The 22113-nt window shown below is 72.0% G+C and carries 17 protein-coding genes and 3 tRNA genes; 12 read left to right on the top strand and 8 right to left on the bottom strand.

What is annotated here, in order from left to right:
* Window positions 1–112: 112 nt before the first annotated feature.
* Together efeB and efeU are read right to left on the bottom strand one after the other, a co-directional pair.
* The gene (gene efeB, locus ACIP4Z_RS02010) at window positions 113–1363 is read right to left on the bottom strand and encodes an iron uptake transporter deferrochelatase/peroxidase subunit (protein ID WP_355344867.1); all 1251 of its coding nucleotides are present in this window, start codon (window positions 1361–1363) and stop codon (window positions 113–115) included.
* Between the two features lie 131 nt (window positions 1364–1494).
* Window positions 1495–3669 carry an iron uptake transporter permease EfeU gene (gene efeU, locus ACIP4Z_RS02015; RefSeq protein WP_401304307.1) on the bottom strand — a complete coding sequence of 725 codons (2175 nt, stop codon included), beginning with the start codon at window positions 3667–3669 and terminating at the stop codon, window positions 1495–1497.
* A 247-nt stretch (window positions 3670–3916) separates the two neighbouring features.
* Here efeU and ACIP4Z_RS02020 point away from each other — a divergent pair, with 247 nt between their 5' ends.
* The 3 genes from ACIP4Z_RS02020 to ACIP4Z_RS02030 all read left to right on the top strand — a co-directional run bounded on the left by ACIP4Z_RS02020 (window position 3917) and on the right by ACIP4Z_RS02030 (window position 6896).
* On the top strand, window positions 3917–4723 hold the full coding sequence (locus tag ACIP4Z_RS02020; protein ID WP_401304310.1) for an SDR family NAD(P)-dependent oxidoreductase: 807 nt from the start codon (window positions 3917–3919) through the stop codon (window positions 4721–4723).
* Between the two features lie 215 nt (window positions 4724–4938).
* Complete coding sequence (locus ACIP4Z_RS02025) at window positions 4939–5907, top strand: SDR family oxidoreductase (protein WP_391160210.1); 969 nt, start codon at window positions 4939–4941, stop codon at window positions 5905–5907.
* Between the two features lie 146 nt (window positions 5908–6053).
* The gene (locus ACIP4Z_RS02030) at window positions 6054–6896 is read left to right on the top strand and encodes a helix-turn-helix transcriptional regulator (RefSeq protein ID WP_401304314.1); all 843 of its coding nucleotides are present in this window, start codon (window positions 6054–6056) and stop codon (window positions 6894–6896) included.
* 62 nt (window positions 6897–6958) lie between these two features.
* On the opposite strand, the gene ACIP4Z_RS02035 is transcribed toward ACIP4Z_RS02030, so the two are convergent.
* Window positions 6959–7135, bottom strand: a complete 177-nt coding sequence (locus ACIP4Z_RS02035) for a hypothetical protein (RefSeq protein WP_355344748.1) — start codon at window positions 7133–7135, stop codon at window positions 6959–6961.
* 507 nt (window positions 7136–7642) lie between these two features.
* Between ACIP4Z_RS02035 and ACIP4Z_RS02040 the strand changes: the two genes are divergently transcribed.
* The 4 genes from ACIP4Z_RS02040 (at window position 7643) to ACIP4Z_RS02055 (ending at window position 10216) form a co-directional block, all read left to right on the top strand.
* The gene (locus ACIP4Z_RS02040; protein WP_401304317.1) at window positions 7643–8755 is read left to right on the top strand and encodes a hypothetical protein; all 1113 of its coding nucleotides are present in this window, start codon (window positions 7643–7645) and stop codon (window positions 8753–8755) included.
* A gap of 140 nt (window positions 8756–8895) precedes the next feature.
* Window positions 8896–9336, top strand: a complete 441-nt coding sequence (locus ACIP4Z_RS02045; protein ID WP_355344864.1) for a phage holin family protein — start codon at window positions 8896–8898, stop codon at window positions 9334–9336.
* Complete coding sequence (locus ACIP4Z_RS02050; protein ID WP_401304320.1) at window positions 9333–9953, top strand: DUF3618 domain-containing protein; 621 nt, start codon at window positions 9333–9335, stop codon at window positions 9951–9953. Before ACIP4Z_RS02045 ends, ACIP4Z_RS02050 begins: the two co-directional genes overlap by 4 nt.
* Window positions 9950–10216, top strand: coding sequence for a DUF4235 domain-containing protein (locus tag ACIP4Z_RS02055; RefSeq protein WP_355344736.1), 267 nt, complete (start codon window positions 9950–9952; stop codon window positions 10214–10216). Before ACIP4Z_RS02050 ends, ACIP4Z_RS02055 begins: the two co-directional genes overlap by 4 nt.
* A 237-nt stretch (window positions 10217–10453) precedes the next feature.
* On the opposite strand, the gene ACIP4Z_RS02060 is transcribed toward ACIP4Z_RS02055, so the two are convergent.
* The 3 genes from ACIP4Z_RS02060 to ACIP4Z_RS02070 form a co-directional block, all read right to left on the bottom strand.
* Window positions 10454–10527, bottom strand: a tRNA-Ile gene (locus ACIP4Z_RS02060).
* Between the two features lie 156 nt (window positions 10528–10683).
* Window positions 10684–10756: transfer RNA gene (locus tag ACIP4Z_RS02065), tRNA-Asn, on the bottom strand.
* Window positions 10757–10761: 5 nt separating this feature from the next.
* A tRNA-Asn gene (locus ACIP4Z_RS02070) sits at window positions 10762–10834 on the bottom strand.
* A gap of 210 nt (window positions 10835–11044) precedes the next feature.
* Between ACIP4Z_RS02070 and ACIP4Z_RS02075 the strand changes: the two genes are divergently transcribed.
* The 5 genes from ACIP4Z_RS02075 (at window position 11045) to ACIP4Z_RS02095 (ending at window position 18832) form a co-directional block, all read left to right on the top strand.
* Window positions 11045–11344, top strand: a complete 300-nt coding sequence (locus tag ACIP4Z_RS02075) for a YtxH domain-containing protein (protein ID WP_355344861.1) — start codon at window positions 11045–11047, stop codon at window positions 11342–11344.
* Between the two features lie 115 nt (window positions 11345–11459).
* A complete protein-coding gene (locus tag ACIP4Z_RS02080; RefSeq protein WP_355344733.1) occupies window positions 11460–12905 on the top strand; it encodes an FGGY family carbohydrate kinase in 1446 nt (481 codons plus the stop codon).
* Between the two features lie 204 nt (window positions 12906–13109).
* The gene (locus tag ACIP4Z_RS02085) at window positions 13110–14843 is read left to right on the top strand and encodes an ABC transporter ATP-binding protein (RefSeq protein ID WP_355344731.1); all 1734 of its coding nucleotides are present in this window, start codon (window positions 13110–13112) and stop codon (window positions 14841–14843) included.
* Between the two features lie 50 nt (window positions 14844–14893).
* Entirely contained in the window at window positions 14894–16813 is a 1920-nt protein-coding gene (locus tag ACIP4Z_RS02090) for an ABC transporter ATP-binding protein (RefSeq protein WP_401305024.1), read from the top strand.
* Between the two features lie 141 nt (window positions 16814–16954).
* Complete coding sequence (locus ACIP4Z_RS02095) at window positions 16955–18832, top strand: phosphatidylglycerol lysyltransferase domain-containing protein (RefSeq protein WP_401304325.1); 1878 nt, start codon at window positions 16955–16957, stop codon at window positions 18830–18832.
* A 23-nt stretch (window positions 18833–18855) separates the two neighbouring features.
* Here the strand turns inward: ACIP4Z_RS02095 and ACIP4Z_RS02100 are convergent, their stop codons facing one another.
* The gene (locus ACIP4Z_RS02100; RefSeq protein ID WP_391160217.1) at window positions 18856–20034 is read right to left on the bottom strand and encodes a sigma-70 family RNA polymerase sigma factor; all 1179 of its coding nucleotides are present in this window, start codon (window positions 20032–20034) and stop codon (window positions 18856–18858) included.
* Between the two features lie 120 nt (window positions 20035–20154).
* Window positions 20155–22098, bottom strand: coding sequence for a DNA primase (gene dnaG / locus ACIP4Z_RS02105; protein WP_355344725.1), 1944 nt, complete (start codon window positions 22096–22098; stop codon window positions 20155–20157).
* Window positions 22099–22113: the final 15 nt, after the last annotated feature.

Below are 22113 nucleotides of genomic sequence, written 5' to 3' on the forward strand. Positions count from 1 at the left end.
CGGGCACAGCATGCCTGACGGACCGTCAGATGAGGAGAGGCGGACGGCACCTGATCCGCCCGGCCCGACGGCGTGCTGACGGAATGTCAGGCGGGGGGGGTCGGGCAGAGGCTCAGGCGGAGAGCAGGCCGCGGCCGAGCCAGTCCTTGGTGTCGCGGACGCCGGGCAGCACGAAGAAGTAGCCGCCGCCGACCGGGGAGATGTAGTCGACCAGCGGCTCGTCGATCAGCCGGGTCTGGGTGGCCTCGAACTGCCGCTGTACGTCCTGCTGGTAGCAGCAGAAGACCAGCCCCATGTCGAGGTTGCCGACCGCGTCCACGCCCCGGTCGTAGTTGTAACCGCGGCGCAGGATGCGGGAGTCGTCGGTCCTGGCGGTGCGCGGGTTGGCCATCCTGATGTGCGCGTCCAGCGGGATCGCGTTGCCCTGCGGGTCCTTGGCGTAGAGCGGGGTGTCGGTCTCCTTCGCGCCGTCCAGCGGCGCGCCGGTGTCCTTGCGGCGGCCGAACATCAACTCCTGCTCGGTGAGCGAGACCCGGTCCCAGAACTCGACCAGCATCCGGATGATCCGGATCGCCTGGTAGCTGCCGCCCGCCGCCCACGCGGGCTCGCCGAGCGCGTCCGTCACCCACACCAGGCGGTCCATCTCCCGGCCGGAGCGCACGTCCGGGTTGGCGATGCCGTCCTTGAAGCCGAGCAGATTGCGCTGCGCGCCGGTCGGCCGGGGCGCGTTCTGGAAGCCGTCCATGCGCCACTTGATCTGCATGCCGCCGCGGGTGTGCCGGGCGATGTCGCGCAGCGCGTGCAGGACGGTGTCCGTGCTGCCCGCGCAGATCTGCAACGACAGGTCGCCGTGGCACTGCGCGGCCTGGAGGTTGTCGTTGGGGAAGGTCCGCATCGGGGTGAGGCGGCGCGGCTTGGCGCCCGCGAGGCCGTAGCGGTCGTCGAAGAGCGAGGAGCCGACGCCGACGGTGACGGTGAGCGCGTCGGCGGGGACGGTCGGGCCGAGGATGCCGTTGTCGGACGGCGGCGCGCCGACGCCCAGGTCGTCGGGGGTGCCGCCCGCGGTGAGGAAGCGGGCCCGCTCGGTGATCGTCCTGAACAGGTCGGCGAGTTCGGCCCTGGTGTCCGCGATGACGTTCAGCGAGACGAAGGTCGCCGCGGCGGGCTGCGGGGTGATGACGCCCGCCTGGTGCGCGCCGTGGAAGTCCACCGCCGCGGCCTGGCCGCGCTGACCCGCGTCGGCCGCCTGGGCGCTGCTGCCGCCGGCCGCCGTGCTCAGCGCGAGGCCGCCGCCCGCCAGCGCCGCCGCGCCCGCGCCCGCGCCGAGCGCGGTCTTCACGAAGGACCTGCGGCCCGCGCCCATCGGGCAGGTGCCGCCGCCCGCCGCGTCACCGCCGTAGCCCTCGTGGCCTTCGGGTCGGGTGGAGTCGGCGGGCATCTGCTGCTTCCCTTCGGGGAGTTGTTCGGGTCCTGGCGCCGTACGGTCCTCGCGCCTCATGCGGACTTCCGGATTTCGAGCAGGTCGGGGACGGGCGCGAGGTCTTCCAGGAGCTGGCCGGTCGCGCCGTCGATCGTCGCGCGGGCCGCCGCGTCGAGCGAGCCGACCGGGGTCCAGGCGGCGCCCTTGTGCGTGCTGTCGAGCAGCCTCTGAAGGCGGGCGATGTCCGCGTCGATCAGGGCCAGTTGGCGCGGGTCCCGCCGGGTGATCAGCGGCCGCAGCACCGTCAACAGCTCTTTCGTACCGGCCAGGTTGGCGTTCGCGGTCGCCAGATTCGTCCCGCTGCCCTCGTCGGTGTCGCCGGTCAGCTCGAACTGGAGGGTGTTCTCCAGGATCTCGTGGCTGCGCAGCGGCAGGTCGGACGGGTCGAAGTCCTGCGTGGGGAACGCCTTGCGCAGGCCCGCCACGTCGGCGCCGAGCCGGACGGCGAGCGGCTTGAGCGAGGCCGCGGACTCGCCGTGCCACAGCCCGTACTCGATGCGGTGGAAGCCGGTGAAGGACGGGTCCTTCTCGCCGCCCGGCAGCCCGTCCTTGCGGCCGTTGATCTTCGCGTCGAAGTCGGCGAAGGTCCCGTAGGCGGCGCCGAGCGCGGAGTACGTGTCGTGCGCGGTGAGCCAGTCGGCGCGCGCCGCGGTGAGGTCGCCCGCCGCGAGGTCGGCCGTCAGTGTGCCGGTCTGTCCGACCAGCGTGCCGAGCCCGGTGTTCACATAGGCGCGGTACGACGCGAGCGGCGGCTGGAGTTCGGACGCGGCCAGCGGCAGGACGGCCTTGGTGGTGCTGCCGCCGGAGACCCGTACGGACGCCGAGGTGACCGCCTTGCCGCTGGTCGGCACGCAGCGCCAGGCGTATTCGCCGCTGCCGACGGTGGCGACCAGGTCGCGGGTGGTGCCGGGGGCCAGGCCCTCGATCTCGCCGTAGACGGCGTTGGTGGCGGGGTTGATCAGATAGACCTCGGACGCCTTGTCGCCGGTGTTGCGCATCGAGAAGGTCCGGCGGCCGGGCTTGGGGGCGCTGAAGCCCTTGCCGCACTCGGTCGGCGAGACGGCGACGGTCTGCGCTCCCGCGGGCTTGCCGTCGCCGAAGGCCACGACCAGGCCGCCGATCACGGCGGGGATCGCGACGACGGCGGCCGGGAGCAGCCATACGGGACGGGAGCGGGTGCGGGCGGGCGCCGCCGTGACACCGGGCACAGGGGCCGGGTCCGGTGCGGCGGCGGGGGCCGGTGCGGAAGCGGGGGCCGGTGCGGAAGCGGGGGCCGGTGCGGCGGCGGGGGCCGGTGCGGAAGCGGGCGCCGTCTCCGCCCCGGTCGGCTCGGCCGTCGGTGCCTCGGCCGCCTTCTTGGACACGGGCGCGGGCGCGGGCTTGCGCAGGCCGCGTACGAACAGCGTCATAACGATCGCGAGGTAGCCGACGTAGGCGGCGACCTGGAGCCAGGTCATGGCCGGGGTGAGGTTGAGGACGCCCTGGAGGAGGGCGGCGTACCAGGAACCGGCGTCGATGTGCGCGCTGAGGTCGAAGGCGTACGCCGTCTTCCCGGCGATCACGCCGCCCTCCTGGAGGTCGCGCAGGCCGTAGCCGAGGACGCCCGAGGCGATGACGATCAGGACGGCGCCGGTCACGGTGAAGAAGCGGCTCAGATTGATCTTGAGCACCCGCCGGTACAGGCCCCAGCAGAGCCCCGCGGCCAGCACCAGGCCGATCGCGGCGCCGGCCAGCGGGCCGCCGGACTCCCCCGCGGCGCGGGCGGTGGTCCACAGGAAGAGCGCGGTCTCCAGGCCCTCGCGGCCGACCGCGAGGAAGGACGTGAGGATCAGCATGCCGCCGCCCATGGCGAGCGCGGCCGTCACCTTCTCCCGGATCTCACCGGACAGATTGCGGGCCGAGCGGCGCATCCAGAAGACCATCGCGGTGACGAAGGCGACGGCCACGACGCTGAGCGTGCCGCCGAACGCCTCCTGCGCGGTCGCCGACAGATTCGCGGCGGTGAAGGTGAGGACCGCCCCGAAGCTCATCGACAGGGCGATGGCGGCCAGGACGCCCGTCCACACCTGCGGGAGCCGGGACTTGGCGTCGCCGCGCACCAGGGTGGCCACCAGGATCGAGACGATCAGCCCGGCTTCGAGACCTTCCCTGAGTCCGATCAGGAAGCTCGGAAACGCGTCGTCCCACATCGATGTTCGTCCTCCCGGACCCGTGCTTAGGTGTGCCTGGCCTGACTTAGGCATACCTATCCTGCGGATCGGGGCCCGCGAAGTCTCTATGGTCCGGTTCCGTATTGGGTAAAAAGGACACCACGTGACACCGGATGACACCGGATGTGCGCGGGCCGCGCGGGCCGCTCCCCGCTCAAGGTGGGATCGGCGATCCCTGGACAAGTGGGGCCTTCATCCGGCCGTCGCCGCCGCCCACGCTGGAGTCATGACCACGCACACGGACACGACCACCGGCACGACCACGGACAGCACCGCACCGGCCAGGATCGCGATCGTCACCGGCGCCAACCGCGGGCTCGGCCGCGCCACCGCGCTGCGGCTCGCCGCGGACGGCGTCGATCCGATCATCACCTTCCGGTCGCACGAGGACGAGGCGGCGGCCGTGGTCGCCGAGGCGAGGGCGCTCGGCCGCACCGCGTACGCGCTCCGCCTGGACACCGCCCGGACCGCCGGATTCGCGGACTTCGCCGACGAGGTGCGGCGGCTGCTCAAGGAGGGCTGGGGGCGGTCGGACTTCGACTACCTCGTCAACAACGCGGGCTCCGCCGTGACGGAACCCTTCCTCGAAGCCACCGAGGAAGGCTTCGACACGATGCTGAACGTCCACTTCAAGGGCGTCTACTTCCTCACCCAGCGGCTGGTCCCGCTGCTCGCCGACGGCGGCCGGATCGTCAACCTCTCCACCGGGCTGACCCGCTTCACCAGCGAGGGACTGTCGGCGTACGCGTCGATGAAGGGCGCCGTGGAGGTGTTCACCCGCTATCTGGCCAAGGAGCTGGGCCCGCGCGGCATCACCGTGAACGCCGTCGCGCCCGGCCCCACCGGCACCGACTTCGGCGGGGGCTTCATGCGGGACGACGAAGGCGTCAGGGCCGCGCTCTCCGGCCAGGCAGCGCTCGGCCGGGTCGGGACCGCCGAGGACATCGGCGGGGTGATCGCCGCGGTGCTGTCCGACGGGACCGGGTGGATCACGGGACAGCGGATCGAGGCGTCGGGCGGGTTCCTGCTCTGACCCGGCGGGTTCCCACTCTGATCCGGCGGGTTCCCGTTCCAGCCGGGCGGGTTGCTCCTCCGACCTGGCGGTTCCCTCGCCCGCCGCACGGGATACGTATCCGCACGCCGTCCCTTTGTGTTCCTCTCCCCCCTCCCCCCTCCGCTGGAAAGCGCTCGCCCGCCCCCGCGAATGCGGCATCGCCCGCCCCCACTCACCGTCAGGAGCGAACCGTCATGACACGTAAGAACGCACTGGACACCGCGGTGCCCGATCTCAGCGGAAAACTCGCCGTCGTCACGGGCGGGAGCGACGGGATCGGGCGGGGGCTCGGCGGGCGGCTGGCGCGGGCGGGCGCGGAGGTCGTGCTGCCGGTACGGAACGCGGCGAAGGGCGCGGCGGCCGTGGAGCGGATCCGGGCCGAGGTGCCCGGCGCGCGGGTGTCGACGCGGGAGCTGGACCTGGCGTCGCTGGAGTCGGTCGCCGCGCTCGGCCGGACGCTGGTCGCCGAGGGCAGGCCGGTCGACATCCTCGTCAACAACGCGGCGGTGATGACCCCGGCGACCCGGCAGACCTCCGCGGACGGCCTGGAGTTGCAGTTCGCGACGAATCACCTCGGGCACTTCGCGCTGACCGCGCATCTGCTCCCGCTGCTGCGCGCCGCGGGCGGCGCGCGGGTGGCGACCCAGTCGAGCATCGGTGCCCGCCAGGGGGCGCTGGCCTGGGACGACCTCCAGGCGGAGCGCGGCTACGCGCCGATGAAGGTCTACAGCCAGTCGAAGCTGGCGGTGCTGATGTTCGGCCTGGAACTGCACCGGCGCAGCGTCGCGGGCGGCTGGGGCATCACCAGCACCCTCGCGCATCCGGGCCTGACCTCGACCAATCTCCAGACGGCCGGGCCGAATCTGGGGCGCGCGAAGCGGACGACCTGGATGGACCGCGCCTTCCGCTGGCAGTCCAGGCTCGGGCTGTTCGTGCAGACCGTCGACGACGGGCTGCGGCCGGTGCTGTACGCGGCGACCGCGCCGGGGGCGGTCGGCGGCGCCTTCTACGGTCCCGGCGGCCTCGGGCATCTGACCGGGCCCGTGGTGGAGCAGCCGCTGTACCGGTCGGCGCGGAGCGAGGAGGAGGCGCGGCGGGTCTGGCAGGTGTCGGAGGAGCTGGCCGGGGTGCGCTTCCCGGACGGCGTGGCCGCCGAGAGCTGAGCCGCGGACGTGCGGGGGGGGGAAAAGACCGTGGCCGTACGGGCGGGAGGGCGCGGACGTACAGGCGGGAGACCGGGACCGGACAGGCGGGAGGGCGCGGACGTACAGGCGGAAGACCGCGACCGGACAGGCGGGAGACTGGGGTCATGGACCGAGAACAGCTGGCGGACTTCCTGCGCACCCGGCGTGAGGCGCTGCAACCCGAGGACGTGGGGCTGCCGCGCGGGCCGCGGCGGCGTACGCGGGGGCTGCGGCGCGAGGAGGTCGCCGCGCTGTCCGGCATGTCGACCGACTACTACAGCCGGATCGAGCAGGCCCGCGGCCCGCAGCCGTCCGCGCCGATGCTGGGCGCCATCGCGCGCGGCCTGCATCTCTCGCTCGACGAGCGCGACCACCTCTTCCGGATGGCGGGGCACAGCGCCCCGGAGCGCGGATCGGGCAGCGACCACGTCAGCCCCGGCCTGATGCGGATTCTCGGGCGCCTGGACGACACTCCCGCGCAGGTCATGACGGATCTCGGCGAGACGCTGACGCAGACCCGGATGGCGCTCGCCCTGCTGGGCGACGAGACCGGGCACACCGGGATGGCCCGCAGCTTCGGCTACCGCTGGTTCACCGACCCCGTCACCCGCCGCATCTACCCCGAGGCCGACCACCCCACCCACAGCCGGATCTTCACCGCCGGGCTGCGCGAGACGCTCTCCCGCCAGGGTCCCGGCTCGCGGGCCGCCGCCCTCGTCGACGCCCTGCTCGCCGTGAGCCCCGAATTCGCCATCCTCTGGAGCGCCCACGAGATCGGCGTCCGCCACCCCGACGACCTCAAACGGATCCGTCACCCCGAGGTCGGCATCCTCCACCTGCACTGCCAGGTCCTCCAGGACCCCGCCCAGTCCCAGACCCTCCTGGTCTTCACCGCCACCCCCGGCACCGACTCCTACGAGAAGCTCCAGCTGCTGTCGTCGCTGGGCGAGCGCGGCGCGACGGCGTAGTCAGGGAGTCACGTACGGGTACGTCCCGTACGGGTACGGCCCCGTACTGCCGCGGTCCGGGGTCAGACCTGTTCCGACTCGCCTTCCACCGCGAGCTGCCACTCCGCCTGGAGGCGGGCCAGTTCCGTCAGCTCGTCCGGGGTCCACGAGGTGCGACCCGCGCTGAGCCGACGTATCCGGGCATTGAGCTCGGCCGCGTCGGCGAACGCGGAATCGGGAGCCGGAGGCGTGCTGGGCATGGGCGCAAACATATCCACGATCCGATAAACGCCCGGTATACGCCGAGCCCATCCCCCGGACCCCCCGGGTGTAATCCATCCCACTCCGGGGCAGACGCGCGGCCGGCCCCTCCGCGCCCCCGGTCAGCGCCTCTCAGCGCCGGTCAGCCTTCGGTCGGCGGCGGCCCGGCAGGGGCACCGGCGCCAGGGCGGGTGAGCCGCGCGGACACGGGGCTCGTTGGCCAGGTTTTTACGTTCCGCCGGGACGGCGTTCCGGATCATGGCCGCCCCGGCCTCGCGAGCCCGAACCGGACCTGCGGGGGCCCGCATGAGGCGGCGGCGCCGGGCCGTACTCCGCTTGCCGGGCCGGAGGACAACGGCGGGCGGACCGGGGGCGGTCGCGGTCTTGTCGGCCGCCGGGGCCCGGCCTAGCGTCGGGGCCTCATCCACTCGTCACGCGTTCGGTACGCCGACCACGGGGTCCGTCGTGCCGCGTGACGGGGTGCGAAGCCGAGGAGCGTGGCCGTCATGCCCGCCGAACACGTCACGCACAGCGCCGGAACCGGACCCAGCCGCCGGGGGCTGCTGCGCGCGGGCGCGGGCCTCACGGCCGCCGGGGCGCTCGGCGCGGCCGGAGTCCTCGCCGCCGCGGGACCGGCCGCCGCCGACCTGCCGGTCACCCCGCCCTTCTCGCTGGAGGGCGGCGGGGACCAGGTGTTCTGGCGCAAGCCGCTGCACGAGACGTCCTGGGCCATGCAGTCCTTCGCCTACGACAACGTCAACGGCCACATCTACTTCGCCCAGCACCGCCCCGGGGACAACGAGAACGACTCCGACGACGGGGACCCGTCAAAGGCGCACATCCACTACGGCGACATCTGGATCGTCCGCACCGACCTGGCGGGCAACGTGCTCGGCACCATGGCGCTGCACCAGTTCGGCCACGGCTCCTCGATGGCCGTCGAACCCACCGGCGCCGGTTCCGCGCCGTACCTGTGGATCGAGGGCGACAACTACAACGTCGCCAAGGGGGCGTACGAGGACAGCGGCTACCGGCTCACCCGGTTCCGTTACACCGAGGGCATCACCCTCACCTACGGCAACCCGTCGGTGATCCCGATCCAGGACCGTACGCCCACCATCACCACCTACGCGGGCCTGCCCCGCCCCGCGATCGACCCCGTCAACAACATGCTGCTGGTCCGCTACGCCACCCAGTCCACCTCGCCCAACCCCTGGCGGCTGGTGGTCTTCCCGCTGGCGGACGCGGTGGCGGGACGGCTCTCCCAGGACGACAGGAAGGCCGAACGCGCGCTGCCCACCAACGCCCAACTGAAGATCCCGGACGACGCCGCCTTCCAGGGCGTCACCCTCTACGGCGAGTACGCCTACCTCCTCTACGGCAGGTCGGGCGGCCCGTCCTACCTCGCCGCCGTCAGCATGAACGACGCCGGGGGCGGGCACGGCGAGGTCTTCCGCACCACCGCGGGGGCGACGATCCCGGGCCGCGAGCCGCAGGGCTGCGCGATCTGGGTGGCCGACGGCCAGCCCCGCCTCACCTTCGGCTTCTCCGGCAAGACCGGCACCACGACCGACCCCAGCTTCGACGCGAGCCTCTTCTACAAGAACACCTTCGCCTGAGGGTGCCCGCGCCTTCCCCGTACGTCCCCCGCCCGAGCCGAACCGACGTGCCCGGCACGCGGCCGCCTGCCGAAGCGCGTGTGCGCCCGTCCGGCCCGGGTAGCCGGGCGCATAGGAGACGGAAGGACCGGTGAGTGGTGATGGATCCCGTCGGAACTCGGGCGGCAGGGGACGGCTCCGGAGCGGCGGACGGCTCGGGCGAGCCGTCGGTCGGCGAGCTGGTGTCGCGCGCGACACAGCAGATGTCGCAGCTCGTGCGCGAGGAAATGCGGCTCGCCCAGGCCGAGATGGCCCAGAAGGGCAAACGGTTCGGCATGGGCGGCGGGCTGTTCGGCGGTGCGGGGCTGCTGGCCTTCATCGGTCTGGAGGCGCTGGCCGCCACGGCGGTCGCGGCGCTCGCCCTCACGTTCTCGGTGTGGCTGTCGGCGCTGATCGTCGCGGTGGCGCTGCTGGCGCTCGCCGCCACGCTGGCGCTGGCGGGGAAGAAGGAAGTGAGCCGCGCGACGCCGCCGGCTCCCGAGCAGGCGATCGCCGGTGTCAAGGCCGATGTCGCCACCATCAAGGAAAAGACGAAGCGATGACCATCGACCCGCATGACGAGAAGGACCCGTCCACCCCCGAGGAACTGCGCGCCCAGGTGGAGAGCACCCGTGAGCAGCTCGGCGAGACGGTGGAGGAACTGGCCGCCAAGGCCGACGTGAAGGCCCGCGCCAAGGGCAAGGCCGCCGACATCAAGGACGAGGTCGGCGACAAGGCCGCCCAGGCGAAGGACAAGGCCGCCGAGGTCAAGGACAAGGTCGGCGACAAGGCCGCCCAGGCGAAGGACAAGGTCCAGAGCAAGGTCACCGAGCTGAAGGACCGCGCCCAGACCACGAAGGACGAGGCCCAGGACACCGCTCAGGACACGGCGGCCGACGCGTCGGCCTCGGCCCGGGCGAAGGCGGCCGAAGTCGGCGCGCTGGTCCGGGACAAGACGCCGGAACCGGTGCGGGAGAAGGCCGCCGCCGCCTCGGCCAAGATCGCTGAAGGCACCGCGGCGGTGGCCGCCAAGGTCAGCGAGAAGACCCCCGAGCCCCTGGCCGAGAAGACCCAGCAGGCCGCCGACGCCGTCAAGCGCCGCCCCGGCGCGGCCGTCGCCGCGGCGATCGGCGCCGCCGTGGTGTTCTTCACCGTCCGCTGGAAGAGGGGCCGCAAGTGAACGCCGCGAAGATCGTCTACCGCCCGGTCGGCCTGCTGCTCAGCGTGGCCAGTGGCGCGTTGGCCGGAGCCGCCTTCAAGCAGACGTGGAAGGTGGTGGGGCACGACGACGACACCCCGGACGCGCTGGACGAGGAGCGCGCCTGGAAGGAGGTCCTGATCGCGGCCGCGCTGCACGGGCTGATCTTCGCCGTCGTGAAGGCGGCGGTCAGCCGGAGCGGCGCCACCGCCACCCGGCGGCTCACCGGCACCTGGCCGGCCTGACCCGCGCCCCGCGCCCCGCGCACGCGGAAAGCGGGGCCGCGCCGCGCGGTCACACGCCGATCAGCCCTGACCCCCGCCGAGTTGTGCCACGAGGCCGCCAGGGCGACCACACCCGGCCCCGTCAAGGACGTGCCGCGGACGCCACTCGGACGGATGCTCGCGCGGGGGGTGTCGGCGCCATGATCGCCGCCCCCGGAGACCGTCCACGAAGTGCCGGCTTCGCGGCACGGCGCAGGGTGGGGCGGGTGGGACTCGAACCCACGACCGACGGATTATGAGTCCGCTGCTCTAACCGGCTGAGCTACCGCCCCGTACGGTGCGCCTCGCGCGCCGTCTGCCGCAGCATAGCTGCTCATACGATCTGTCGCCCTCGCGGGTCACAGACGCGTCATTGGGTGGACTCGCGGGGGCGGGGAGTTGGTTCCCCGGGACATGAAAAAGGACCCCAACGGGGTCCTGATCCGGCGCTCCCCCGACTGGACTCGAACCAGTAACCTGCCGGTTAACAGCCGGCTGCTCTGCCAATTGAGCTACAGGGGACCGAGCTCCCCCGACTGGACTCGAACCAGTAACCTGCCGGTTAACAGCCGGCTGCTCTGCCAATTGAGCTACAGGGGATCGCTCTGCGTGCACCGAATGCACTCGTCAGGGTGTCCCCGGACGGCGCGCGTTCGCTGCGACACATACATTAGCGCAAGTGAGGGGGTGCTCCGCCAACCAGTTGCGCCAGGGTTGTCACCCGGCTGCACAGGGTAGGCGCGCAGCACACGGCACCTTGGCCCGACTTGTCCTATGCCTGACGTGTCCGACGGAAAGAGGGTGGAGCCCATGCGCTACCGGCTGACGTTCATCAGTGGAGCCGTCGTCGGCTATGTGCTCGGCGCGCGCGCCGGGCGCGAGCGGTACGAGCAGTTGCGCAAGAGCGCGCAGCGCGTCGCGCAGAACCCGGCGGTGCGCAACGCGGCGGAGAGCGCCGCGCAGACCGGCAGGAACGCCGCAGTGAAGGCCGCGGACACGGTGACGGCGAAGGTCGGCGACCGGCTGCCGGAGTCGGTGACCGAGCGGGTGAAGGCACTGCGCGACCGCAGCGCGCCGCCCGAGGACGACTGGGGCACCTCCAACACCTGAGGAAGGGCATCCCCGCCCGCATCCCGCCGCATCCCGCCCGTTTCTCGAACACCTGACGCAACCTGATGCACAGCTGTCACCCCGTACCCGCCCCCCGTGGGGCATCATCTCGTCCATGGGGAAAGTCGCGGGCATAGACAGCTCCACCACCGGTACGACCGTCGTCGTGTGCGACAGCGAGACCGGGGCGGTACTCAGGCAGGGCCATGCGCCGCACCCTCTGGACGACGGCGAGAAGCCGACCGAGATCGACCCGCAGGCGTGGCTGCTGTCGCTGGGCGAGGCGGCCAAGGACGGCGTCCTCGAAGGGGTGCAGGCGATAGGCATCTCCGGGCAGCAGCACGGGCTGCTGGCCCTGGACGCGGGCGGGGTGGCCGTACGCCCAGCCCTGTTGCGCGGCGACAAGCGGGCGCAGGCGCAGGCCGTGGACCTCACCGACGAGCTGGGCGGGGCGGCCGGGTGGGCCGAGGCGGTCGGCTCGGTGCCGCAGGCCGCGTATCCGGTGGCGAAGCTGCGCTGGATCGCGCAGCACGAACCGCAGACGGCCACGCGCATAGCGCAGGTGATGCTCCCGCACGACTGGCTGGTGTGGCAGTTGCTGGGGCGGCCCGCGCGCCGTACGACCGACCGCGGCGACGCCTCGGGCACCGGCTACTGGTCGGCGGCCACCGGCGAGTACCGCACGGATCTGGTCGAGCGGGCGCTCGGCCACCAGGTGGCGCTCCCCGACGTACTGGCCCCCGCCGAACCCGCGGGACAGACCCCCGAGGGCCTGCTGATCTCCGCGGGCACCGGCGACAACATGGCCGCCGCCCTGGGCCTGGGCCTCGGCCCCGGCGACGCGGTGGTCTCCCTGGGCGCGGCGGGCACCGTCTTCGCCGTGCACCACGAGGCGCTGAAGGACCCGACGGGTACGGTCACCGCCTTCGCCGACGCGACCGGCCGCCATCTGCCGGTGGTGCAGGTGCGCAACGCCGTCCGTACGCTGCGCGGCACCGCCGATCTGCTGGGCACCGACCTGGCCGGGCTGTCCGAACTGGCGCTCCAGTCCACGCCCGGCGCGTACGGACTGGTGCTGCTGCCGTATCTGGAGGGCGAGCGGACGCCCGATCTGCCGCACACCGCGGGGACGCTGGCCGGGCTGCGGCGCGACTCGATGAAGCCGGAGCACCTGGCGCGGGCCGCCTTCGAGGGCATGCTGTGCGGGCTGACGGACGCGCTGGACGTGCTGCGCAACAAGGGCGTCGAGGTGCGCCGGGTGTTCCTGCTGGGCGCGGCGGGCGAGCTGCCCGCGGTGCGCGCCATCGCGCCCGCCCTGTTCGGCACGCAGGTCGTCGTACCGCCGGCCGCCGAGTACGCGGCGCTGGGCGCGGCGCGGCAGGCCGCCTGGTCGCTGGGCGCGGTGCTCGGCTCGCAGTCGCAGACCGAGCCGCCGCCGTGGGCCGAGGCGGCCACGCAACTGCTGGAGCCGGGCGACGACTCGGCCGTGGGGTCAGCGGTGCGTCAGCAGTACGTCGCGGTGCGCGAGCAGACTCACCCGGGGGCCTTTGCCTCGCTTTAATCCCATCTCGCTTTAATCCCATGCGGCCCGGCGGTGTCGGAAGATAAGATCCTCCGCCGATCAAGACGGGCAAAGGGCGGGCAAAGCTCGGCGGGCCGGGGCAACGTCCCCTCCCCCGCGCTGCGTCTCCGTACGCGCCTTCCGCCGCCTGCGTACGTCCCGCCGGGTACGCGGCGCCCGTACCGCCGACACCGAGGTTTCAGTGTGCTGATCAGACTCCTGCGGGCCCACCTGGGCCCGTACAAGCGACCCATCGGTCTCTTGGTACTGCTCCAACTCGTCCAGACCATAGCCACGCTCTACCTGCCCACGCTCAACGCCGACATCATCGACAACGGAGTGGTGAAGGGCGACACCGGCTACATCGTGGGGCTGGGCGGCGTCATGATCGGGGTGACCGTCGTCCAGGTCTGCTGCGCGATCGGCGCGGTCTTCTTCGGCGCCCGGACCTCGATGGCGGTCGGCCGTGACATCCGCGCGTCGGTCTTCGACCGGGTGCAGAGCTTCTCGGCCCGCGAGGTCGGGCAGTTCGGGGCGCCGTCGCTGATCACCCGCACCACCAATGACGTGCAGCAGGTGCAGATGCTGGTGCTGCTGACGTTCACGCTGATGGTGTCCGCGCCGATCATGTGCGTCGGCGGCATCATCATGGCACTCGGCCAGGACGTGCCGCTGTCGTCGCTGCTGCTGGCCGTGGTGCCGCTGCTCGGCATCGTGATCAGCCTGATCATCCGCAGGATGCGCCCGCTGTTCCGCACGATGCAGACCCGCGTGGACACCGTGAACCGGGTGCTGCGCGAGCAGATCACCGGCATCCGCGTGATCCGCGCCTTCGTCAAGGACGACTACGAGCAGCGCCGCTTCGCCGAGGCCAACGACAGTCTGACCGATGTGTCGCTGGCCACCGGAAAGCTGATGGCGCTGATGTTCCCGCTGGTGATGGGCGTGGTGAACATCTCCAGCGTCGCCGTGCTGTGGTTCGGCGCGCACCGCATCGACAGCGGCGGGATGCAGATCGGCGCCCTGACGGCGTTCCTGAGCTATCTGATGCAGATCCTGATGTCGGTCATGATGGCCACCTTCATGTTCATGATGGTGCCGCGCGCCGAGGTCTGCGCCGAGCGCATCGAGGAGGTGCTGGGCACCGAGTCCAGCGTCGTCCCGCCGACCGCGCCCGTGCTGACCCTGCGCCGCCACGGCGACCTGGAGCTGACCGGCGTGGAGTTCGCCTACCCCGGCGCGGAGGCGGCCGTCCTGCGCGGGGTCGACCTGGTCGCCAGGCCCGGTGAGGTGACCGCGATCATCGGCTCCACCGGCAGCGGCAAGTCGACGCTGCTCGGCCTGATCCCGCGGCTGTACGACGCGACGGGCGGCCGGGTGCTGGTCGACGGCGAGGACGTCGCGGAGCTGGCCCCCGCGCTGCTGGCCGAGACCGTCGGCCTCGTACCGCAGAAGCCGTATCTGTTCTCCGGCACCGTCGCGACCAACCTGCGGTACGGCAAACCGGACGCCACCGACGAGGAGCTGTGGCACGCGCTGGAGGTGGCGCAGGCCAAGGACTTCGTGGAGCGGCTCGACGGCGGGCTCGACGCGCCCATCGCGCAGGGCGGCAGCAATGTCTCCGGCGGACAGCGGCAGCGCCTGGCCATCGCGCGGGTCCTGGTCCGCAAGCCGGAGATCTACCTCTTCGACGACTCCTTCTCGGCGCTGGACTACGCGACGGACGCGGCGCTGCGCCGCGCGCTGCTGCACGAGACCGCCGCCGCGACCGTGCTGATCGTCGCCCAGCGGGTGTCCACCATCCGTGACGCGGACCGGATCGTCGTCCTGGACGAGGGCCGGGTCGTCGGCACCGGCACGCACACCGAGCTGATGACCGACAACGAGACCTACCGGGAGATCGTCCTGTCCCAGCTCACGGAAGCCGAGGCCGCCTGATGAGCGACGACGAGCACAAGCCCGCCGCCGCGCAGCGCCCGCCGCGGCCGATGGGCGGGCCCGCGCGCTTCATGAGCGGCGGCCCGGTCGAGAAGCCGATGGACTTCGGCGGGTCGCTGAAGCGGCTGCTGGGTCTGATGCGTCCCGACCGTTTCCTGCTCTGCCTGGTGCTGGTCCTCGGCACGGCGAGCGTCGCGCTCGCGGTGACCGGGCCGCGCATCCTCGGTCACGCCACCGACCTGATCTTCGCCGGGGTGATCGGACGGCGGTTCCCCGGCGGCACCAAGCAGCAGGCGCTCGACGCGCTGCGCGCGCACGGTGACGGCCGGGTCGCCGACATGCTCAAGGGCATCGGTTTCACGCCGGGCCAGGGCATGGACTTCGACGCCATCGGCAAGGTGCTGCTGGTGGTCCTCGCGGTGTACGTGGCCGCGGCCGTCTTCAGCGTCTTCCAGATGCGCACCGCGACCAAGGTGATCAACCGGGCGATGTTCCGGATGCGCTCCGACGTCGAGGACAAGCTGGCGAAGCTGCCGCTGTCGTACTTCGACCGGCAGCCGCGCGGCGAGGTGCTGAGCCGGGCCACCAACGACATCGACAACATCGGCCAGACGATGCAGCAGACCATGGGCCAGCTGGTGAACTCGCTGCTGACCATCGTGGGCGTGCTGGCCATGATGTTCTGGATCTCCTGGCTGCTGGCGCTGATCGCGCTGGTCACCGTGCCGGTGACGCTGCTGGTGGCCACGCGGGTGGGCAAGCGCGCGCAGCCGCAGTTCATCCAGCAGTGGAAGACCACCGGCAAGCTCAACGCGCACATCGAGGAGATGTACACCGGCCACTCGCTGGTGAAGGTCTTCGGGCGCGCGGAGGAGTCGGCGGCGGCCTTCGAGGAGCAGAACGAGGCGCTGTACCGCTCGGGCTTCAAGGCGCAGTTCATCTCCGGCACGATCCAGCCGATGATGATGTTCATCGGCAATCTGAACTACGTGCTGGTGGCCGTCGTCGGTGGCCTGCGGGTCGCGTCGGGCGCGCTGTCCATCGGTGACGTCCAGGCGTTCGTGCAGTACTCGCGGCAGTTCAGCCAGCCGCTGACGCAGGTGGCGAGCATGTCGAACCTGATCCAGTCCGGCATCGCGTCGGCCGAGCGGGTCTTCGAACTCCTCGACGCCGAGGAGCAGTCGGCGGAGCCGGCGAAGCGGGACGTCCCCCGGGTGCCGGTGCGGGGCCGGGTAGCGCTGGAGGACGTGAGCTTCCGCTACGACCCGGACAAGCCGCTGATCGACCACCTGTCGCTGAAGGTGGAGCCGGGCCACACCGTCGCGATCGTCGGCCCGACCGGCGCGGGCAAGACCACGCTGGTCAATCTGCTGATGCGGTTCTACGAGGTGTCCGGCGGCCGGATCACCCTGGACGGCACCGATGTGGCCACGCTCTCCCGCGAGGAGCTGCGCTCCTCGATCGGCATGGTCCTCCAGGACACCTGGCTGTTCGGCGGCACGATCGCGGAGAACATCGGCTACGGCAGCGAGGGGGCGACCGCCGGGCAGATCGAGGAGGCGGCGCGCGCCGCGCACGCGGACCGCTTCATCCGCACGCTGCCCGAGGGCTACGACACGGTGATCGACGACGAGGGCGCGGGGGTCAGCGCGGGTGAGAAACAACTCATCACCATCGCGCGGGCGTTCCTGTCCGATCCGACGATCCTGGTACTGGACGAGGCGACCAGCTCCGTCGACACCCGTACCGAGGTGCTGATCCAGCGGGCGATGGCCAAGCTCAGCCACGGCCGTACCAGCTTCGTGATCGCGCACCGGCTGTCCACGATCCGCGACGCCGACGTCATCTTGGTGATGGAGTCCGGCGCGATCGTCGAACAGGGCACGCACGAGGAGCTGTTGGCGGCCAAGGGCGCGTACGCGCGGCTGTACGCGGCGCAGTTCGCGCAGGCCGTCGCGGAGGTCGACTGAGGTACGAGGGCCGGCCGGGACGGGTGTTCCGTCCCGGCCGACCGGCCGGAGCGGGGGGCCGGAAAACCCGAGGAGCCAGCGGGTACGGCGGCGCGGGGCGTTGGTAGCCTGTGCCGCCGTACCTCCGGAAGGGCAGAAGTGATGAGCAGCGCCACCACCGCGGCGTCGGTCGCGGGTACCGGCACGCGGGCGGGTACGAGTACCCGTATGGGTACGAGCACGGATTCGGGTACGGGTACGGGTACGAGTACGGCCGAGGGGCCGCGGCAGGGGCGACCGGGCGGTTCCGACCCGGTGCGCTGCCCCGCGCGGCGCGAGACCTCGACGCTGGCGCGGCGCAGCGCGCGGGTGCCGATCTGGTACCTGCGGGTGATCGGCGTCGTCGATCTGCTGTCCGCCGTATCCCTGACGATCCGTCAAGAGATGTCGAACCACAACACCGGTGAGCTGTTCACGCCGTTCATGCTCTTCGCGGGCTTCGGCTCGGCCGCCGCGACGCTCTTCATGGCCATGATGCTGGCCCGCCACAAGCGCGTGGCCTGGATCGTCTTCATGGCGCTGTGCGGCGGCTACGCGGCCCTGTCGGTGTGGGCGCTGTGCTACGACGACCTGCGGCGGCACCCGTTCAACTGGGTCTCCACCGCGCTCACTTTGACCGTGCTGTGCTTCGGCGCGCTCGGCCGCCGCGAATTCCACGGCAAGGGCGACCGCACCAACCCGCAGCTCGCGCTCGCCGTCCTCGGCGTCGGCGCGCTGCTGTCGGTCCTGGTCGGCACCACCCTGGTCACGGCCGTCGGCCCGGAGCGCGCCAGCGTCGGCGACCGCGTCTGGTACGTGGCGCTGCGGCTGACGACGCTGAGCCGCGACTCCGACATCGAGCCGAATCTGCACATCAGCCCGTGGGTCAGCAGCGGCCTCAACCTGGCGGGCCTCGGTCTGCTGCTCGCCGTGCTCTACGCGCTCTTCCGCTCCCCGCGCGGCCGGGACCTCCAGAGCCGCGACGACGAGGACCGGCTGCGCGAACTGCTCGCCCGGCACGGCGCCCGCGACTCGCTCGGCTACTTCGCGCTGCGCCGCGACAAGTCCGTCATCTTCTCGCCCAGCGGCAAGGCCGCCGTCGCCTACCGCGTGGTCGGCGGTGTGGCCCTGGCCTCCGGTGACCCGATCGGCGACGTCGAGGCATGGCCGGGCGCCATCGACGCCTGGCTGGTGGAGACCCGCGACCACGCCTGGATCCCCGCGGTGATGGGCGCCAGCGAGGAGGGGGGCACCGTCTACGCCCGGCACGGCCTGGACGCGCTGGAATTGGGCGACGAAGCCATCGTGGAGACCGACGAGTTCACCCTGGACGGCCGCGCGATGCGCGGCGTGCGGCAGGCGTACAACCGGGTGCGGCGCGCCGGTTACACCACCCGTATCCGGCGGCACCGCGACATCCCGGCCGACGAGACGGCCGCGCTGATCGAGGCGGCGGACCGCTGGCGGGACGGCGCCACGGAACGCGGCTTCTCGATGGCGCTCGGCAGGCTCGGCGACCCGGCCGACGGCGACTGCGTGATGATCGAATGCCTCGACGGCGAGGGCGAGTTGAAGGCGCTGCTCAGCTTCGTGCCGTGGGGCCCGAAGGGGCTGTCGCTGGACTTGATGCGGCGCGACCGGGACAGCGAGAACGGCCTGGTCGAGTTCATGGTCCTCGACCTGATCGAACGCGCCGCCGACGTCGGCGTGGAGCGGGTGTCGCTCAACTTCGCGATGTTCCGGTCGGTGTTCGAGGACGGCGCCCGGCTGGGCGCGGGCCCGGTGCTGCGGCTGTGGCGCTCGGCCCTGATGTTCTTCTCCCGCTGGTGGCAACTGGAGTCGCTGTACCGCGCGAACGCCAAGTACCGGCCCATCTGGGAGCCGCGCTTCCTGCTCTTCGCCAAGAGCGCGCATCTGCCGCGGATCGGGCTGGCGAGCGCGCGCGCCGAGGGGTTCGTGGTGGCGCCGAGGCCGCTGGCGCGGCTGCGCAGGGACGGCTAGGGCCCGGGGGGCTCCGGGGGGTCTCAGTCGAGGTAGCCGCGGAGCTGGTCGGCGAAGGCGTGGTCGCGGAGCTTGTTGAGGGTCTTGGACTCGATCTGGCGGATGCGTTCGCGGGTCACGCCGAAGATGCGGCCGATCTCCTCCAGGGTGCGGGGGCGGCCGTCGGCGAGGCCGTAGCGGAGCTGGACGACCTTGCGCTCGCGCTCGCCGAGCGTGGACAGCACCGCTTCCAGGTGCTCGCGCAGCAGCAGGAAGGCCGCGGACTCCACGGGCGAGGCGGCGTCGCCGTCCTCGATCAGGTCGCCGAGCGCGACGTCCTCCTCCTCGCCGACCGGCGCGTGCAGCGACACCGGCTCCTGGGCCAGCCGCAGCACCTCGCTGACCCGCTCCTCCGGCAGGTCGAGCTGGGCGGCGACCTCCTCGGTGCTCGGCTCGTAGCCGCGCTCCTGGAGCAGCCGCCGCTGCACCCGCACCACCCGGTTGATCAGCTCCACCACGTGCACGGGGACCCGTATCGTCCTGGCCTGGTCGGCCAGCGCCCGCGACATCGCCTGGCGGATCCACCAGGTCGCGTACGTCGAGAACTTGTAGCCGCGCGCGTAGTCGAACTTCTCCACCGCCCGGATCAGCCCGAGATTGCCCTCCTGGACCAGGTCGAGCATGGTCAGGCCGCGGCCGATGTACCGCTTGGCGACCGAGACGACCAGCCGCAGATTGGCCTCGATGAGGCGGCGCTTGGCCATCCGGCCGAGCACCACCAGGCGGTCGAGGTCGACGGCGAGCTGCGAGTCCAGGTCGGGGAAGGCGCCGAGCTTCTCCTCGGCGAAGAGTCCGGCCTCCACCCGGCGGGCCAGGTCCACCTCTTCGGCCGCCGTGAGCAGCGGGATACGGCCGATCTCGCGCAGATACTGCCGGAAGAGGTCGGCGGACGGGCCCGCGGACTCCTCGCGCGGCGGCCGTACCGGCACCGCGTCCTCGTCGTCCCGCTCGTCGGTGACCACGCGTTGCTCCGGCACCCGCGACCCCGTGAGGTTCCCTGGCGGTTCCGCCTGGGGCTCCATCGCCACCACCTCGGCCGCGGTCGTGAGGGTCTGGATCTGGGTGTGGATCTGGGTCTGGGTCTGCACGGAAGCGACCTCCAGAAGTGAGCGCGTCCTCGGGCTCGCAGCGCGTCTTGCCGGACAGGCCCTGGGCGCCGTCACCCAGTGTGGCCCACGACGCGGCTCCGCTACGAGGGGCGTGCGCTCCCTTTTTCACACAAGGTCACCGCTCAGGTCCGTGCGGTGACGCAAGGCATATGCCCGGGCGTACGCCCGCGGCGGCTACAGCCCCGCCGCGCCCTGTTCGCGCAGCCGCTGGCCGTACTGCTGGAGCGCCCACAGCTCGCCCAGCGACGCGGTGACCTCGGGCGAGTCCTGCGGGACGCCCTGGGCGGCGAACCGCGCCTGTGTGGCGTGCACCTGGGCCACGCGCCGCTCCACCGCGTTGATCCGCACCCGGACCAGCACCTCGCCCGCGTAGAACTCGGGCGACTTGTGCATCACCGGCTCGACGGCCAGTTCGGTGACCATCATCCGTACGGTGTCGTCGGGCGCGGCCTCGCGGACCCGTACGAGATAGTCGCCGTCGGCCGCCTCGACGCCGCCCGCCTCGGCGATCACCCGGCGCACGGCGGCGTAGGGCGGTCCGGTGAACTCGTCCTCGCCGTACGCGTCGAAGGCCGGGGAGACCAGCTTCGGGTACTGGAGGGCGAGCTTGAGCAGCTCGCGCTCGACGCGGTGGGCGGGGCTGCGCAGGTCCAGGCGGGGGCCGCGCGGCGCGTTCTGCGCGGGGACGCCGGAGGACTGCCGGTCGCCGCCCGCGTACGGACCGCCCTGGCCCTGGCGGCCGTACTGCGGGCGGTTGTCGGTGCTGCCGCCGCCCGCCGCGCGGGCCCTGGCCATCGCGCGGACCCGGCGGATGATCGACTGTTCCTCGGACTGCGTGCCGATCCCGGCCATGCCGACCAGCCGGATCGCGTAACGGTCGCGCAGCGCCTGGTTCTTGATCGCGGCGACCACGGCGACCCCCGCGTCCACGGCCGCCACCCGGCCCTCGTCGGTGTCCAGGTTGTAGCGGGACACGATGGAGCGCAGCGCGAAGGCGAACAGCGGGGTGCGGCCGTCGATCAGCCGCTGGATGGCCGCGTCGCCCTCGGCGAGCCGCAGTTCGCACGGGTCCATCCCGCCGGGCGTGATCGCGATCGACGTCTCGGCGGCGAATTTCTGGTCGTCCTCGAACGCCCGCAGCGCGGCCTTCTGGCCCGCCTCGTCGCCGTCGAAGGTGAAGACCACCTCGGCGGTCGAATTGTCCATCAGCAGCCGGCGCAGGATCTTGATGTGGTCGCCGCCGAAGGAGGTGCCGCAGGTGGCGATGGCCGTGGTGACCCCGGCGAGATGGCAGGCCATCACGTCGGTGTACCCCTCGACGACCACCGCCCGCCCGGTCTTGGCGATCTCCTTCTTGGCCAGGTCGATGCCGTACAGCACCTGGGACTTCTTGTAGAGCGGCGTCTCGGAGGTGTTCAGGTACTTCGGCCCCTGGTCGTCCTCGCGCAGCTTGCGCGCGCCGAAGCCGATGACCTCGCCGGTGATGTCCCGGATCGGCCAGATCAGCCGCCCCCTGAAGCGGTCGATCGCCCCGCCCCTGCGGCTCTCGGAGGCCAGTCCCGCGGTGATCAGCTCCTTGTCGGTGAAGCCCTTCCCCCGCAGATACCGCACCAGGTGGTCCCACCCGGCGGGCGCGTACCCCACCCCGAAGTGCTCCGCCGCCGCCTGGTCGAAGCCGCGCTCGGCCAGGAACCTCCGGCCGATCTCCGCCTCCGCCCCGCCCAGTTGCTCCACATAGAACTGCGCGGCGGCCTTGTGCGCCTCGACCAGCCGGATCCGCTCGCCCTGCTGCCGCCCGGGGACATGGCTGCCCTCCTCGTACCGCAGCGTGATCCCGGCCTGCCCGGCCAAGCGCTCGACGGCCTCGGTGAACGACAGATGGTCGAGCTTCATGACGAACGCGAGGGTGTCCCCGCCTTCCCCGCAGCCGAAGCAGTGGTAGAGGCCCTTGGAGGGGCTGACCTGGAAGGAGGGGGATTTCTCGTCGTGGAAGGGGCACAGGCCCTTGAGATTGCCGCCGCCGGCGTTCTTGAGCTGGAGGTATTCGGAGACGACGGCGTCGATCGGGACCGCGTCCCGTACCGCCTTCACGTCTTCGTCTCTGATCCTGCCCGCCACTCGCGCAAGTCTACG

This window comes from Streptomyces sp. NPDC088910 (assembly GCF_044749865.1).
Lineage (GTDB): Bacteria > Actinomycetota > Actinomycetes > Streptomycetales > Streptomycetaceae > Actinacidiphila.

Bases quoted from the DNA above. Each gene is read 5' to 3' on its own strand.
- ACIP4Z_RS02050 (WP_401304320.1), top strand. From the start codon at position 9,333: ATGACCATCGACCCGCATGACGAGAAGGACCCGTCCACCCCCGAGGAA.
- ACIP4Z_RS02035 (WP_355344748.1), bottom strand. From the start codon at position 7,135: ATGCCCAGCACGCCTCCGGCTCCCGATTCCGCGTTCGCCGACGCGGCC.
- efeU (WP_401304307.1), bottom strand. From the start codon at position 3,669: ATGTGGGACGACGCGTTTCCGAGCTTCCTGATCGGACTCAGGGAAGGT.
- ACIP4Z_RS02030 (WP_401304314.1), top strand. From the start codon at position 6,054: ATGGACCGAGAACAGCTGGCGGACTTCCTGCGCACCCGGCGTGAGGCG.
- ACIP4Z_RS02095 (WP_401304325.1), top strand. From the start codon at position 16,955: ATGAGCAGCGCCACCACCGCGGCGTCGGTCGCGGGTACCGGCACGCGG.
- ACIP4Z_RS02020 (WP_401304310.1), top strand. From the start codon at position 3,917: ATGACCACGCACACGGACACGACCACCGGCACGACCACGGACAGCACC.
- ACIP4Z_RS02040 (WP_401304317.1), top strand. From the start codon at position 7,643: ATGCCCGCCGAACACGTCACGCACAGCGCCGGAACCGGACCCAGCCGC.
- ACIP4Z_RS02080 (WP_355344733.1), top strand. From the start codon at position 11,460: ATGGGGAAAGTCGCGGGCATAGACAGCTCCACCACCGGTACGACCGTC.
- ACIP4Z_RS02045 (WP_355344864.1), top strand. From the start codon at position 8,896: ATGGATCCCGTCGGAACTCGGGCGGCAGGGGACGGCTCCGGAGCGGCG.
- ACIP4Z_RS02025 (WP_391160210.1), top strand. From the start codon at position 4,939: ATGACACGTAAGAACGCACTGGACACCGCGGTGCCCGATCTCAGCGGA.
- ACIP4Z_RS02090 (WP_401305024.1), top strand. From the start codon at position 14,894: ATGGGCGGGCCCGCGCGCTTCATGAGCGGCGGCCCGGTCGAGAAGCCG.
- efeB (WP_355344867.1), bottom strand. From the start codon at position 1,363: ATGGGCGCGGGCCGCAGGTCCTTCGTGAAGACCGCGCTCGGCGCGGGC.
- ACIP4Z_RS02075 (WP_355344861.1), top strand. From the start codon at position 11,045: ATGCGCTACCGGCTGACGTTCATCAGTGGAGCCGTCGTCGGCTATGTG.